We start from the raw sequence: 14,194 nt of genomic DNA on the forward strand, positions 1-14,194 counted from the left end.
TCAACAACGCTCGTGATCAATACACCTAGTGCGTCCTGGCTGAACCTGGTCGAGCGGTGGTTCGCCGAGCTCACCCAGAAGAAGCTCAAGCGCGGCGTCCACCACTCCGTCCAGGCCCTCGAACGCGACATCCGAGCCCGGCTCACCGACTGGAACGAATACCCCAGACCGTTCGTCTGGACGAAAACCGCAGACGAGATCCTCGACAAAGTCGCCGCCTACTGCCGACGAATCTCTGACTCAGATCATTAGCGCGTCACCGCCAACCATGCACGAGCTCGTTGAAGATTGTTGCATAAGGCTGGGCTTCGGCAGGTCGAGGTGGGTTGTGACCTGTTGTTTCACCGGGCCATGGCGAGGTTGTGCATGGTGGCGAACCGGTAGTTCCTCGAGGAGGCGCCCACTTTCCTGTCGCGGACCGGGACGAGGGTGCCGTCCATGATTCACAGCCGGTCCACGTCGGCGACGGGCCGCAGTGCGGGCTCGAGCGCCAGGAGCGGCCGCAGGCGGTGGATGACCCGGCAGACGGTGGCCGGGGAGATCCCGAAGACTGAGGCGAGCTACCTCATCGTCAGGGTGGTGCGGAGTACACGGCGACTAAAGAGGACCCGGTCCGCCAGCGGCTGGCACCACGGACGGCCCCCACCGGGACCGTTCCCGCCCCGCTCCTTCACCACTTTCACCAGCTTCGCGAACCGCTCGATCCGCAAGCCCGTGAACGTCTCCACTCACACCGGCTCAGCCCGCAACACCCCACCCATACGGGAGAAATGCCCACAACTCAGCCTTCTGCAACACCCTTTAACGAGCTCGTGCAGGATAAGGGCAGTCTGTGTTTCTGTGCATGGTCGGGAGCTGACTGCGGCGATGCTTATCGTGCACGAGGTCGTTGGAGGCTGGGAACTTGTCAGAGCAGAGCCGATACGGAACTAGCCTCGGGGTGAGACGGTTGGCTCGGTCGAAAACCCATCTACTACGGGCTTCACCCACCTGTCACGCAGACTAGTCTGCCCAGGAATTAAAGTTGTACGGTTGAGTTCCTGTCATGCCGCTTACCAGCCCGTCGACTAATGGCATAATTCCTCGAATCGGGGACCCAAGACCATATTGCCGAGAGAAGTGCCGCGAGAGCAGAAGTAGAAGCCAGTAGCTTGGTAGTCGACGGAACTTCGTCGCTTACCTCTACCGCAGTCATGCCGAGAACTGCAAAAAAGATCAGCCCGGCCGAAACAGCTATAAAGCGGCTTCCGTTCCTGCCGCCCATCAATATGAGAAGCATTCCAATTCCGAGGGAAATCCAGACATAGGAGCGCATCTCCAGGGTTTTATATCCCTCCTCTATTGCTGCATTGAGTAGGGAATCCGGAATACCGGCACCCAAAGTTTCAATGACCTTCGACCTCAGCCATGCCTTACCGGTCGAAAGAACCGTGAAAGCCAGGGTCAGCGACGCAATAAGTGAAACGAGCGCAGCCAGACCGGCTAACCGAAGGGTGCGTGGGCGCGGGGTGCCTGAGGTCATATCGGATCCAACCGACTCCGACACGACGGGCCGCCCAAAATAACTCACGATAACTCCAGTCAAATACACGCGGGAATATACCGACCGGAAAATAGCCGACTCGGCGTTGATTTTTCTGACATCTAGGAGGTGTCAATAACTTTTTTTACAATACGCGGTGAACGTCGTGGTACCAGAGCAATCCCTACTTGCGCCAAAGTCCGACGTTCTTAGACCGTGTCCTATGTGGTGAGGTGGACGTGGCGCTTGTAGCAGCAGAGGGCTGCGGCGAGGCCGAGGAATGGCAGGTAGTTGCGGGGGTGGCGTTTGTAGCGGTGGTTGAGTCGGCGGTAGCCGGTGAGCCAGGACATGGTCGGCTCGATCACCCACCGGGCGTCTTCGAGCCGTTCCGATGGCTCGATGCCCTTGCGTGCGATACGGACTCCGATCGCTTCCCGCGTAACCGTTTCCGCAGCTCGGGTACGTCGTAGGCCTTGCCGGCGTGCAGACGCCGGGGTTTGAAGTGGCGGCCGCGGTGGGGGTCGTGTCTCGTTTGGTTGCCCGTGATCATGGGTTTCAGCGCGAGGCTGTCGTGGGTGTTGGCCGCGGTGACGCGACGAGGAGGGGCAGTCCGGCCGCGTCCGACAGGACGTGCATCTTGGAGCCCGGCTTGCCTCGGTCCACGGGACTCGGACTTGTGAGTTCGCCCCTTTTAGCGCGAGCATGAGCAGAGTCCAGGACCACGCGGGACAAGACGAGGAGGCCGGCGTCGTCGAGGCGGTGCAGGATCCCCTCGTGCAGCCGACCCCACACGCCGGCCCTCGACCAGATCAAGAACCGGCGGTGAGCCGTCGACTTCGATATCCCGAAGCACGGCGGCAGTGACCGCCAGGCACACCCCCTGACCAGCACGTAGATGATCACCGCGAACAACGTCTCATCAGGCGTATCCGGTGTCCCACCACCCTGAAACCGCACCTTCGACGGTGGGATCAGCGGCTCCGCGATCTCCCACAGCCCATCCGGAACAATCCAACTCCACCTACCCCGCCCCATACCGACAACAACAACGCCTCACCACATAGGACACGATCTTAGGGCTGTGACCGAGAACGTCCACCGGGTTGGCGCCGGTGGGATCGCCGGGCTGGGCGCCGCTGAGCCAGGTGAGGACGTGACGTCGCCGGCGCCGAAGACAAGGTGTGCCGAGCGCGCCCGTCTCGCCGATATTCCGTTGGCGGGGCTCCGTCGGATCGGTACGGTCGCCGGCATGGCAATCCCGATCGTGTTCGATATGGAGACCGGCGACCCCGACGACGTCTTCACCCTGTGTGCCATCGCGACCCATCCGTGGGCGCGTCTGGTGGGCTTGACGGTTATGCCCGGGTCGGATGAGCAGGTCGGCATCGTCAAGCACCTCCTCGGGCGCCTCGGGGTGACCGCGCCGGTCGGCGCGTGCCGGCCCGGTGCTGACGTGAAGCCGGTGTCGGGATTCCATCGCCGTTGGCTCGGGAACCTTCCGCCTCGCGAGCCCGACGCCGAGGCCTGGCAGCTACTCCGGGACGCCTTCGTCAGTGGGGACACGACGCTGCTCACGGGGGCACCGCTGAAGAATCCCGGCATGCTCCTGGAGCGGAAGCCGGACGTGCGTATCGCTCGCTGGGTCGCGCAGGGCGGCTTCGCCGGCGACTCCGTCATCCCTCCCGAACACCGCCTCCCCAAATTCGAGGGACGCGAGACCTGCCCGACGTTCAACTTCAACGGCGCTCCGGACGCCGCGTTGAAGCTGCTGGAGTCGCCCCACGTCGGTGAGCGGGTGCTCGTCTCGAAGAACGTTTGCCACGGCGTCGTCTACGACGGCGCGATGCATGCCATCCTGTCGGCGCGGCGGCTCACACCGGGCATGGCGCTCGTCCGGGAGGGCATGGGTATCTACCTGGCCAAGCGCCGCGCCGGCAAGGCCTTCCACGACCCGCTTGCGGCGGCCGTGGCGCTCGACGAATCCGTCTGCGCGTTCCGCGAGGTCGAGGTGTATCGTGAGCGCGGCGCCTGGGGTGCGCGTCCGGCTGCCGGTACCCGGACGCGGATCTCGGTTTCGGTCGACCACGAACGATTCCTAGACGTCCTCACGGCCACCGGGTGACGACCCTTCGCTCTGAGTGAGCTTGAAGGAGTCTCTGCTCTCTACTCCCTGCTCAGTGCTCTCAGGGTCGGCCGCGAGGCGCTGACGTTCCGTGGCGGCCCGGAGTCCGGCTTCAATGTTTGCGACGGCCGACGAGGGGAGAAGCTGTGGTTACCCGCCGCTCAGGCGACTTCGGCCAATGTCCGTCCTCCCCATCGGAGGCCCTTCTCGCTGCGGATGCGGGCGCGCTCCTTGCGCTGGCGGCCAGGACTCCGGGGTAGCGGGCACTGGCCTTGCGCCAGCGCAGGTAGGCGTGAAGTGCGCGGGTCTGGGCCATGTGGTTCGGGTGGTTGGAGCTGGCGAGGGTGAACTGCCGCAGCGGTCCGAAGTGCGCCTCGATCGGGTTGGCCCAGGAAGCGTTGGTCGGGGTGAAGCACAGGTAGACGTTGTTGTTCTCCGCCCAGCGAAGGACCCTCTTGCCGTTGTGGGCGGAGAGGTTGTCCAAGATCACGTAGACCGGGGCGCCGTCCGGGGAGCGGCCCGGATCGACTTCAAGACGGCCAGAGTGTTCACGGTGGCCTTGCGGCGCCTGTTTTCGCCCCCCCCACCACCGTGTGGTCGCCGACCGAGTAGCAGCCGTGGAAGTAGGTCACGCCGTGGGTGCGGTGGTAGGTCGCTGGCAGCCGCTCCACCTTGCCCTGTTCGTGCCCAGCAGGTGTCGGCTGTGGGGCGGATGCCGAGCGGGGCGAACTCGTCGAACGCGAACGTGCGGTCGGGGAAGTGCTTCAGGACGTGCTCGATTTGGTCGAGCTTGGCGTCGAACTCGGGGTCGATGGACTCCTTCCAGGTGCTGGTGCGGTGGAAGGTGACGCCGCGTCGGGCCAGCAGGCGGCGCAGGGCCTCGCGGCGATGCGGATCACCCGGCCGTGGACCCGGCGGATGTAGGCGAGCAGTTTGCGGATCGACCAGAGGGTGAATGGCTGGCCGATTTTGGTCGGGCGGGTGGTGGCCGTCGCGACGACGAAGTCCTCGTCGTCAGGACCGAGCAGGCGGGGACGGCCTCCCGCCCACCGAGAGTCCAGGCAGGCCAGCCCGATCTCATTGAACCGGTGGATCGTATCCCGCACCGTGTCCTCGTCCGCCTGCACCAGCCGGGCAATCACCGGAACCCAGTTGCCGCCGGCCGAGGCCAGCAGCAGCATCGCCCGCCAGTAGCGCACCGAGTTGGTACTGCCCCGCCGCACGATCCGCTGTAACGGCCGTGTTCTCGTATAGCTACGGCCACCCGTCAAGTAACACTGGGTAATCGTCTGGCTTCAGTTTGGATTCCTTCGCTTCACTCCCTCCGTTGGCCGCCGCGGTGTGGGGATTCAACCGAACGGAACGGCGAAGGAGTAGAGGTGCGGCAAGACTGGGAGCCGGAGGACAGCGAGGACGGTGACGAGGCGGCTGGGGGTCAGGCGGTGGCCGGGGGCGGGCGGTCGTTCTTCGCCGAGCTGAAGGCGGATCCGGGGGCGCCGGGGCTGGAGAGCTTGTTCGCGGAGGTGGACAAGCTCCAGCGGGTGCGGAAATTGGAGTTGCCGGCGGACCTGTTCGCGGACGTGTCGGAGAAGGCCCTGTTCTCGTATAGCTACCGCCAGGTGGCGTGTAGCCCGGACCGTTCAGAGATTCATTGTTGGTCTGGCATGGGTCGTCCGGGTCCGAAGATTCCGCCGTTGTCGGTCACTGATGTCCAGCGGGCGGTGCTGGAAGGCTGGTTACGTCGCCGCACGACGGCCCAGGCTTGGTCCAGCGGTCGCGGATCGTGCTGGAGTGCGCTGAGGGCCACTCGATCATGGAGGTGTCACGCCGGTGCGGATCGTGCCGGACACGGTCCGCGCCTGGCGGCGCCGTTTCATCGAGCGGGGCCTGGACGGCTTGTGCGACGACCCGCGGCCTGGTGTCCCTCGGAAGATCACCGATGCCGACGTCGAGCGGGTCATCGTCAAGACGTTCGAGGAGACACCGAGGAACGCGACCCACTGGTCGACCAGGTCGATGGCGGCGGCCGCGGGCATGTCGCAGTCGACGGTCTCGCGGATCTGGCCCTGGCGCCGCACCGGTCGCAGACGTTCAACCTGTCTACGGACCCTCTGTTCATCGACAAGGTCCGTGACGTCGTCGGCCTCTACCTCGACCCGCCAGAGAAGGCACTCGTCCTCTGTGCGGACGAGGAGTCACAGATCCAGGCCCTGGACAGGTCCCAGCCGGTCCTGCCGATGATGCCCGGCGCCCCCGAACGCCGCAGCCACGACTACATCCGAGCCGGCACCACCACCCTCTTCGCCTCGCTCGAGGTCGCCACCGGCAAAGTGATCGGCTCCCTCCACCACCGCCACCGGGCAGCAGAGTTCAAGGAGTTCCTCACCAAGCTGGACAAGGAAGTCCCAGCTGATCTGCAGGTTCACGCGACATCCGAGCCTGGCTCACCGACTGGAACGAACACCCCAGACCGTTCGTCTGGACGAAAACCGCAGACGAGATCCTCGACAAAGTCGCCGCCTACTGCCGATGAATCTCTGACTCAGATCACTAGGCGGGGTCGAGGGGCTCGTCGGCGGTCGGCGGGCGGGCGTGCCGCCGGCCGTGCTCGTCGCAGGCGCCGAAGTCCCGCGCTGGGCCTCCACCAGGGAGACCTTCTTCGCCCCGCCTGCCATGGTTGGCCAGCGGAACTACACCCCGTCATCCTCCCAAGAGCAGACGGGACAGATCCCGTACGAGCCAGGCATCGCATCCAGCACGCGGTGCCCGCAGCAGGGACAGGGGTAGGAGTCGCTCACCTGCGCAGTCTCCTTGCAGGCCCCGCCGGTATGCCACGGATTCACCGCCTCGGAGCCCCCGGCCAGTCCGCCGGACACCCGTAAACGGTCGTCGGGAGCCAACGCATGCCAACCAGGAAATCCCAGGTCGAAGCCCTGGAAGGGGCTCCGCCGCAGGTCAGAATCAGCCCTCAGTTATTCCGCCTCAATATCATCCGACCGTGCGGTACGGGGACTCGAGAATGCACCAGGGCAGGCTGACAGCGCAACCATCACCCCTGTCCCGAGGCGCAGGCATAGGATGAACCCGGCTATCGTGGGGGCATGGCGCCAGATCAATCACCAGATGCATGGTTTTGGGCTCATGACATCAGGCCCGACCAGCTTGATACTGTGATGATGCCCGGCATGCGGCTGACGCGACTTTCCCGGTACGGCGCGAGCAGCGCCATGCGCTTCGCCGCACTGCTGTTCAAAGAACCTGGACCACCTCAGGTACACCGGGTCGGCATCGACGCAGCTGCGCTTGAGACCCACATATATGAGACAGGCGATAGCCCGGTCGCGGTCACCGTGGATGCCGTGACACCAGCCACGTCGCAGCCCCGGCTCTCGGTGGTTATGGACAACCGCCCAGGACCGCCGCCAAAGGTATATGTGGGGCTTGAAGAGGCCGAGGTGCGGGCGCTATTGGACGGATGCCACCGCATTGTCGACCTTGCGCCATACTCCATCGCTGGAATCACCAAGTACGTGGTTATCCTCGAAAAACGCAGGGAGCAGGCGTGGTTGCTGACCGCTGCCACCCTACGCGAACTTGATGTCAGAATGAGCCGGCTGGATGCCTCGCCGATACTCCTGCGTGAGCACCCCGGACATACAGGTAAAATGTACACAGCTGTCGCTGAGCGCTCGCGAGCATGCATCCGCTGGGCATGGCAAGCAGGCCTTAACGCCGACAGCGTCGCGAAACTCCTTGGCCGCAAGAACTTCTACCCCCTCGACCTCGCAGCCACCCGAGATCAGCACCGGGTCCATTTTACTGTGGTCATGCGACGCCCCACAAAACTCCGCTGAACCTATTTAATCACTTACGCGAGGTGGACCAACTCAAAAAGATCAATCGCAGCGGCACTTTCCTGCAGAAAAGGAAGGGCGGGACACAGATCGTAGGCAGGAAGCGGAACATCGTCACCGACACGATCTGGCTCCTGATGGCGGTGCTGGCCACCGCGGCGAGCATACAGGACTCGGCACCCGGCTCCTGGACCAGGTCGCCGCCCACACCCCGGCAAAAAACCCGGCCGCGCTCAGGTCGATTCGCGCGGTCCGCCCGGACGGCGCCCCGATCTACGTCATCCTGGACAACCTGTCCGCTCACAAGGGCGAGACCATCCGGTGCTGGGCCAGGAAGAACCCGGGTCGAGCTGTGCTTCACCCTGACCTACGCGTCCTGGGCCAACCCGATCGAGGCCCACTTCGGGCCGTTGCGGCAGTTCACCGTCGCTAACTCCAACCACCGCAACCACACCATCCAGACCCGGACTCTGCACGCCTACCTGCGCTGGCGCAACAAGAATGCATGTAACCCGTGCTTCCTCGCCGCCCGACGGAAGGAGCCCGCTCGTATACGCAGCGAGAAGGGCATCCACTGGGGCGGCAGGCCCGCGTTCGCAGCGTGAGGAGCTCCGATCAGAGCTCTTCCGCGACGTCCTCGGACGCCCGGATCCGGAACAGCGAGAGTCCCTCGGTCAGATTGCTGGGCCCACAGGCGACGTGAAACGTCTGCTCAGACGCCCACGCAATGACCCAGTCATGCTCGTCTCGAGTAACCCGCTGATAGGGATGCTCCCGGTCAGCCAACTCCGTCTCTTACATATTGATCTTGACGAACCACCCCGGGTTATCGGTCGTCTCGACCCTCATGCCTTCCAGAACGGCGGTGAACTGCGGGCTTCACCGCGCTGTCCGGCGGTCACCAGGAGGGACATCGGCCGCTGTCCTTCCGGGGGACTCTCGGTCCCAGGCCGTTCCCACTCAAAGGCTTGAGTTCGGTCCGCCTGCTGCGCGGAGGACCCTGCAACGCCAAAGCCACCGGTGCGACCCTGCGGTTTGCGGTGGGGTGGGTGGGACTCCAACCCATTTGTTGCATAGGTCGCCGCGGTTGGTGTGCGGACGACATGGATGGTGAGGGGGCCGGCGGTCGCAATGGGTGCGAGTGATCGGGTTCCGTTGGGACACCAACTGGGTGATGGCATGGCGATTTCGCTGTCCTCGAGGTAGGCGATCAGCTGCTGCTTGCTGACAGAGCGCACTCGACGCACCGTCGGCCCTACGGTGACAAGGACGCCGAGGATCACCTGACGGGCTATCAACACTATGGCGACGCCTGCAGCAGCGTCTGAGTGCTGATTACTCTTGCAGAGGAAAGGCGCCAATTGATTCTATCCACTATACGCCAGCTCCCTTCCTGCTGGAAAGGGATCCATATCCTTAGGAGATAAACGTGACGATGTCGCGTCGCCACTTAATGGCAGCCGCCAGTATGGGTGCAGCCGCCGTCGCAATGCGGAGCTCTATCGGCATCGCGAATGCATCTACCGCTAACGTCGGCGTCGTTGCGCCAGCTCGGAAGACAGCCGTACCAGGAGCGGTCACGACCCTTGATCGCACGGTCCGGCTCAGCACGACGGCCAACTCCAAGGGATATCGAAAGCTCGTTGCGGGGCCGGGTGAAGTCGAGACTCTTCGGATGATTGAGCCTGGTCTGCCGATCAGATCCGCCTCCCTGGGTACTCCCCTGACAGCATTCGTTCATTTCAGCGATATGCATGTAGTTGATGACCAGTCCCCGGCTCGAACCGAATTTCTCGACCGCGGCGCGGACTTTGGCCCCCCATACAATCATTCCTGGAGTTTCAAGTCCGCCTACCGTGCACATGAAGGTCTTAGCACCCAACTGAACGATGCCATGGTACGCGCCATCGCTAACGTCGGCTACGGGCCGCACACGGGCATGGCGTTCACCAAAGCTATTGTCACGGGCGACAGCATTGATAATTGCCAGTACAATGAAACGCGCTGGTATATTGACCTGCTGGACGGGGGCGTTCAGATTACCCCGGATTCAGGGGGGGCAAAAGATGAGAGCTGCACCGGGGCCGCTTTCAGGGATGCATCGGTTGGCAATTCCGACGCTTACTGGAACCCCGAAGAGGTAGCCGATAGCAAATACAAGAGGGCAGGTTTCCCCGGCGTCGAGGCAGGTTCAGGGAACTCTCTTCAGGGCTACCTTAAAGCTAGCCGTCGCCCCTTTACCACGCACGGCCTTAAGAAGCTTCCATGGTATGCTGCATTCGGAAATCATGACCGGCTTGTTCAGGGCAACATTCCCTTCTCTTACGATTTCCTCTTCGGCGACGCGGCGAACAAGGTTGCAGTGGGGAATGGTAAAGTCATTGGTAGTACCGATACACTGCCTCACGACGGAAGCAAGCTTGGTCTAAACTGGGAAACCGTGCGTGATGTTCCTGGAATGATGAGTTACGTAAGTCACATGCGCAAAGTCCCTGTGACTGCGGACGGAAATAGGCGCCTCCTAAACCGAGCGCAGTTTATTGCCGAGCATTTCAATACCGGCGGACTTCCGGCAGGGCATGGATTCAGTCGATCCAACCCGGACCGCGCTTATTATTCCATTCCGGCCGGGGTAGATGACTTTTTCCAGTTCATATGCCTGGATACGACCAAGTCTGTTGGCGCTGACGGCGAGATCGATAGCGCACAAATGGCCTGGCTCGAGCAAGAGCTCAAGAAATGCCATTCCCAGTATGAGCTTACCAACGGAAGCACCTTCGGCCCGCCGACTCTCGTAAGGCAGCCGGACGTTCGTGATCGCATGGTTATCGTCTATGGGCATCACACGATTGATGACCTATCGAACGCTGAGGCAGTTAAGACGCTTCTGTGGCGATTCCCGAATGTGATCATGGTTGTAAATGGTCACACGCATCAGAACAAGATCACTCCGCGTCCCAGAAAGTACCCAACTTACGCAAGTAATTTCAAGGGCGGGTTCTGGGAGATCAACACTGCATCGCACATCGACTGGCCGATTCAAAGCCGCATCATCGAGGTCGCGGAACATGAAGGCGTTCTGTCGATCTTCACAACGATGGTGGACATTGACGCCCCACTTGACTTCGCGCATAGTCTCGAGTCTCCTGCTCTGCTAGCCTCTTTCGGGCGTGAACTTGCTGCTAACGACCCTCACGAAGTTCGTGGAATCGCAGGTTCTAAGGGCCTTGACCTGAATAAGCCGGCAGATCAGGATAAAGCGGACATTCGACGAGGTAAGGCAGAAGACCGAAACACCCGTCTACTACTTCCGATTCCCTTCTCCACAGTCCGCCCCTCACGGATTGCAGCTGCCAGCCGGGCCGATGGGCGGCACTTGATTGCTGGCTTCGGCAGCCTGGGCATCGCCGCGCGAACGCAAGCAGTCGTGGACGGACCATTCGCTGACTGGAAGGCGGCCGGCGGACCCGCAAACATCAAGAGCATCGCAGCTACCACTCTGCCCAACAATGCTCGGTACGTGGTAGCCGCAGACAGCGCCGGCAAGGTACACACCTCGTGGGGCCCTCTAATCAACGACGCGTGGGCGCAGTGGTTGCCTTTCAACAACGGCTTCGCCGCTGATGTTGCTTTGACCACTACGAAGGACGGGTATCTTCAGTTCTTCTATGTTGACGACAAGGATGCCATTTGGTCGCGTCGACAGAAGTCTCTCGATGACCCTCGAACCTTCATATCCGCAAAACCCGTTGATGGAGCACTTCGTACCATTGATGCGGAGCTGAACCTTGGTGGCGCAAACAGTGGTTGCGTCACAATTGTGGGTATCAATAAGAATGGAAATGTATTCGCGCGGAGGGAGACGGCGCCAGGTAGTGCCGCATTTGGTTCCTTCACGAACTGGACGCAACTAGCGGACTACCAGCGCCTTTCTAGCGTCGCAGTGGCGCGAAACGGAACAGGAGTTCTTGAGATCTTCGGAACGGACCCGTGGGGGCGCATCGTATATACGGCTCAGGCGTCTGCCGGATCTGATTCATGGAAGACATTCTCATCTTTCCCGATCAAGCCCGATAATGATTCTAGGTTCCCCGTATCCCTTGCCGCGGAGAGCGGTGGTGGAAAGATTAGACTATGGGCTCAGGATCACAATGGCACCATTACGAGTTGCGCTCAGGCGAGCCCGGGAGGGAATTGGAACAGCAGTTGGTCGTACGTTGGAGTACCCGTTCAGAATGATGGCGGCTGGTAAGTTTTTTTCCCGGTCCTGTAAACTTTCTAGGCCTGGGAGAATATTTCCCGTCAAAGGTGCAGCTGATTATGCACCAATCAAAGGGTGTCTAAGGTAGATTTAACAGCAGGGCCTCCTGGCGCAACTCTTGGAGTTGCTTAGGAGGCCCTGCAGCTTGCCTTGACCTGCCGGTGTCCAACTGGAAAAGGCTCCGCCACTCGGAGCCAGGCACGGATTAACCGCGAATAGGAGGAAATTTTCTCGGCTTTAGACAAGCAGATGTCGCCGTCCCATGTACCGAAGCGGCCGGACTGATCCCCTAAGCCTTTCCGGATCCCCGGCCGACGCTCTCGTCCAGCGGAACTGCCGGCCGGACGGGCCGAATAGCCATGGGAGGAGCACCCTTTAAACCCGCCCTAGCACTCCGGTACCTACTACGATAGGCCTAGGGCCTGTTGTGAAAGTGCTGGTCACAGCCATTCGTTGATGGCTGCGATCAGCACTGTCGCTTCGTAACGGACGGCGAGTTTGTCGTACCGGGTGGCGACGGCCCGGTGGCGCTTGAGCCGGTTGATCCCGCACTCGACCGCGTGCCGCTGCTTGTAGTCGTCCTTGTCGAACTTTGGCGGGCGCCCGCCGCGCGATCCGCGCTTGAGGCGATTGCGGACCCGGTCCGCCGGAACCGGGATGGTGGCTTTGATTCCGCGTCTGCGCAGGTAGGAGCGGTTGCTGCGGGAGTCGTAGGCCTTGTCTGCCCGGACCCGGTCTGGCCGCTTGCGCGGCCTGCCGAGCCCGAGCCGGGGCACCCGGATCGCCTCCAGGACCGGCTCGAACTGCGGGGAATCACCCCGCTGCCCAGCCGTGATCACCACCGACAGAGGCTTCTGCCCCTGCTCGACCGCGAGGTGGATCTTGCTGGTCAGTCCGCCACGGGAGCGTCCGAGACCGTGGTCGGCCGGCTCGACGAACACTCCGCCGGGCGGCTCCTTCTGGAGGTCCCCCTTTTTGCCGCCCCGGCGGCGTGCTGATGGGCCCGGCAGACGGTGGAGTCGACATTCACGTCCCAGGTGATCAGGCCCTTCGCATCAGCCTCGGCCTGGAGCCGCGTGAGGATCCGGGCCCACGTGCCGTCCCGCTGCCAGCGCCGGAACAGGTCATAGACCCGGTCCCACGGCCCATAGCGTTCGGGCACGTCCCGCCAGGGAGCGCCGGTTCGGGTCCGCCACCGTATGCCGTCTATCAGCTGCCGCCGTGTCCATACCTGCGGACGGCCCGGCTTGATGCCCGTCGGCAGCAACGGCTCAAGCCGGGCCCACTGGCCGTTCGTCAGATCTCCACGTCCCACGACAGGTGATCATCAACGAACAAGATCCACTTTCGCAACAGGCCCTAGTCCTGTCTCGCCGACGACAGCTCGCGAACCCCAGCCGACCGCCGCAGCGGCTTGAGTTTGCCTCGAGTCAGGCCCCGGTCGAAATTGAAGATAGCCACGGCGGGGTCGGTTGGGTTGTCGGAAATGTCGCGTCAAAATCCCGTCTAGTGTTCTGAACCTGGAATTCTATTCAGATGTAGGCTTTCGGTATGGCGACGGGGCGGCCGAAGGTCGAGTTGGTGCTCACAGATGAGGAGCGGGCCGCGCTCGAAGACTGGGTGCGGCGTCGCTCGACACCGCAGGCCTGGGCCTTGCGTTGTCGGATCATCCTGGCCAGCGCCGAGGGCGCGACGAACAAAGACGTCGCGGCCCTGGTCGGTTCGACGCCAGGCGGTGGGTCGGTGGCGGGCCCGATTCGTGCAGTACCGCATCGCGGGCTTGGGAGACATGCCGCGTTCGGGTGGCCCGCGGACGGTGACGGACGAGCAGGTCGCCACTCTCGTCGCCCAGACGCTGGAGTCGACGCCGAAGGGTGCGACGCACTAATCCACGCGGTCGATAGCCAAAGAGACCGGTCTGTCGCAGTCGACGGTGTCGCGTATCTGGCGGGCGTTCGCCCTGCTGCCGCACCGGTCCGAGACGAAGCTGTCCATGGACCCATAATTCGTCGACAAGGTCCACGATGTCGTGGGCCTATACCTGGACCCGCCGGAGCGGGCCCTGATGTTCTGGGTGGACGAGAAGTCGCAGATCCAGGCTCTGGACCGGTCGCAGCCCGGGCTGTCCATGATGCCGACGGTGCCGGGCTGCGGACGGCCGACTACGTCCGGCACGGCACCACCACCCTCTTCGCCGCACTTGAGGTCGCCACCGACCAGGTCATCGGATACCGGCACCGCCGTCACCGAGCCGAAGAGTTCAAGAGGTTCCTGGTCAAGCTCGACAAGGAAGTGCAGGCCGGCCTCGAAGTACACCTCGTGCTGGACAACTAAATCCACCCATACGGGAGAAATGCCCAAACTCAGCCTTCTGCAACGCCCTCTAAAGGGTGTTGCAGAAGGCCGGGCTTGGGCAGGTCGGAGTGGCTTTTGAC

The 14,194-nt window shown here is 62.6% G+C and carries 10 protein-coding genes and 6 pseudogenes; 8 read left to right on the forward strand and 8 right to left on the reverse strand.

All coding sequences use genetic code 11. From position 1 onward, the window contains the following. Positions 1–27: 27 nt before the first annotated feature. Positions 28–252 (forward strand): annotated as a pseudogene (locus AC2RP6_RS37730) (IS630 family transposase); the annotation flags it as partial. A 119-nt stretch (positions 253–371) separates the two neighbouring features. Here the strand turns inward: AC2RP6_RS37730 and AC2RP6_RS37735 are convergent. Together AC2RP6_RS37735 and AC2RP6_RS37740 are read right to left on the reverse strand one after the other, a co-directional pair. Further along, positions 372–728, reverse strand: a pseudogene (locus AC2RP6_RS37735) (transposase family protein); the annotation flags it as partial. Positions 729–1,743: 1,015 nt separating this feature from the next. After that, positions 1,744–2,557: pseudogene (locus AC2RP6_RS37740) on the reverse strand (IS5 family transposase). A gap of 46 nt (positions 2,558–2,603) precedes the next feature. On the opposite strand from AC2RP6_RS37740, the gene AC2RP6_RS37745 reads away from it, so the two are divergent. Further along, entirely contained in the window at positions 2,604–3,644 is a 1,041-nt protein-coding gene (locus AC2RP6_RS37745) for a nucleoside hydrolase (RefSeq protein WP_486450674.1), read from the forward strand. Between the two features lie 112 nt (positions 3,645–3,756). Here AC2RP6_RS37745 and AC2RP6_RS37750 read toward each other — a convergent pair whose 3' ends face one another. Both AC2RP6_RS37750 and AC2RP6_RS37755 read right to left on the reverse strand, forming a co-directional pair. Then, entirely contained in the window at positions 3,757–4,134 is a 378-nt protein-coding gene (locus tag AC2RP6_RS37750; RefSeq protein WP_486450675.1) for a transposase, read from the reverse strand. Between the two features lie 274 nt (positions 4,135–4,408). Next, on the reverse strand, positions 4,409–4,825 hold the full coding sequence (locus tag AC2RP6_RS37755) for a helix-turn-helix domain-containing protein (RefSeq protein WP_486450676.1): 417 nt from the start codon (positions 4,823–4,825) through the stop codon (positions 4,409–4,411). Positions 4,826–5,308: 483 nt separating this feature from the next. Here AC2RP6_RS37755 and AC2RP6_RS37760 point away from each other — a divergent pair. Next, positions 5,309–6,177, forward strand: a pseudogene (locus AC2RP6_RS37760) (IS630 family transposase). 157 nt (positions 6,178–6,334) lie between these two features. Here the strand turns inward: AC2RP6_RS37760 and AC2RP6_RS37765 are convergent. Then, positions 6,335–6,391 (reverse strand): CPCC family cysteine-rich protein, encoded by a 57-nt coding sequence (locus tag AC2RP6_RS37765; protein WP_486450706.1) that lies wholly within the window; start codon positions 6,389–6,391, stop codon positions 6,335–6,337. Positions 6,392–6,829: 438 nt separating this feature from the next. Here AC2RP6_RS37765 and AC2RP6_RS37770 point away from each other — a divergent pair, with 438 nt between their 5' ends. The 3 genes and pseudogenes from AC2RP6_RS37770 to AC2RP6_RS37780 form a co-directional block, all read left to right on the forward strand. Further along, a complete protein-coding gene (locus tag AC2RP6_RS37770; protein WP_486450677.1) occupies positions 6,830–7,498 on the forward strand; it encodes a hypothetical protein in 669 nt (222 codons plus the stop codon). Positions 7,499–7,578: 80 nt separating this feature from the next. Next, positions 7,579–7,686: pseudogene (locus AC2RP6_RS37775) on the forward strand (IS5 family transposase); the annotation flags it as partial. A 35-nt stretch (positions 7,687–7,721) separates the two neighbouring features. After that, positions 7,722–8,103 (forward strand): annotated as a pseudogene (locus AC2RP6_RS37780) (transposase); the annotation flags it as partial. Positions 8,104–8,113: 10 nt separating this feature from the next. Here the strand turns inward: AC2RP6_RS37780 and AC2RP6_RS37785 are convergent. After that, entirely contained in the window at positions 8,114–8,284 is a 171-nt protein-coding gene (locus AC2RP6_RS37785) for an Imm53 family immunity protein (protein ID WP_486450678.1), read from the reverse strand. A 649-nt stretch (positions 8,285–8,933) separates the two neighbouring features. On the opposite strand from AC2RP6_RS37785, the gene AC2RP6_RS37790 reads away from it, so the two are divergent. Beyond that, positions 8,934–11,750, forward strand: coding sequence for a TIGR03767 family metallophosphoesterase (locus tag AC2RP6_RS37790; RefSeq protein ID WP_486450707.1), 2,817 nt, complete (start codon positions 8,934–8,936; stop codon positions 11,748–11,750). Between the two features lie 449 nt (positions 11,751–12,199). On the opposite strand, the gene AC2RP6_RS37795 is transcribed toward AC2RP6_RS37790, so the two are convergent. Beyond that, positions 12,200–13,074 (reverse strand): IS5 family transposase gene (locus AC2RP6_RS37795; RefSeq protein WP_486444433.1). Its coding sequence is split into 2 segments (ribosomal slippage): positions 12,200–12,681 and positions 12,681–13,074, totalling 876 coding nucleotides; the frame shifts between segments, so codons are not numbered across the junction. Between the two features lie 474 nt (positions 13,075–13,548). Between AC2RP6_RS37795 and AC2RP6_RS37800 the strand changes: the two genes are divergently transcribed. Further along, a complete protein-coding gene (locus AC2RP6_RS37800) occupies positions 13,549–13,647 on the forward strand; it encodes a hypothetical protein (protein ID WP_486450679.1) in 99 nt (32 codons plus the stop codon). Here AC2RP6_RS37800 and AC2RP6_RS37805 read toward each other — a convergent pair. After that, entirely contained in the window at positions 13,644–14,099 is a 456-nt protein-coding gene (locus AC2RP6_RS37805) for a hypothetical protein (RefSeq protein ID WP_486450680.1), read from the reverse strand. The two genes, AC2RP6_RS37800 and AC2RP6_RS37805, sit on opposite strands and share 4 nt — an antisense overlap. Positions 14,100–14,194 lie beyond the last annotated feature (95 nt).

Source organism: Streptomyces sp. WAC03905 (genome assembly GCF_057371075.1).

Bases quoted from the DNA above. Each gene is read 5' to 3' on its own strand.
- AC2RP6_RS37755 (WP_486450676.1), bottom strand. From the start codon at position 4,825: ATGCTGCTGCTGGCCTCGGCCGGCGGCAACTGGGTTCCGGTGATTGCC.
- AC2RP6_RS37770 (WP_486450677.1), top strand. From the start codon at position 6,830: ATGCGGCTGACGCGACTTTCCCGGTACGGCGCGAGCAGCGCCATGCGC.
- AC2RP6_RS37790 (WP_486450707.1), top strand. From the start codon at position 8,934: ATGTCGCGTCGCCACTTAATGGCAGCCGCCAGTATGGGTGCAGCCGCC.
- AC2RP6_RS37800 (WP_486450679.1), top strand. From the start codon at position 13,549: ATGCCGCGTTCGGGTGGCCCGCGGACGGTGACGGACGAGCAGGTCGCC.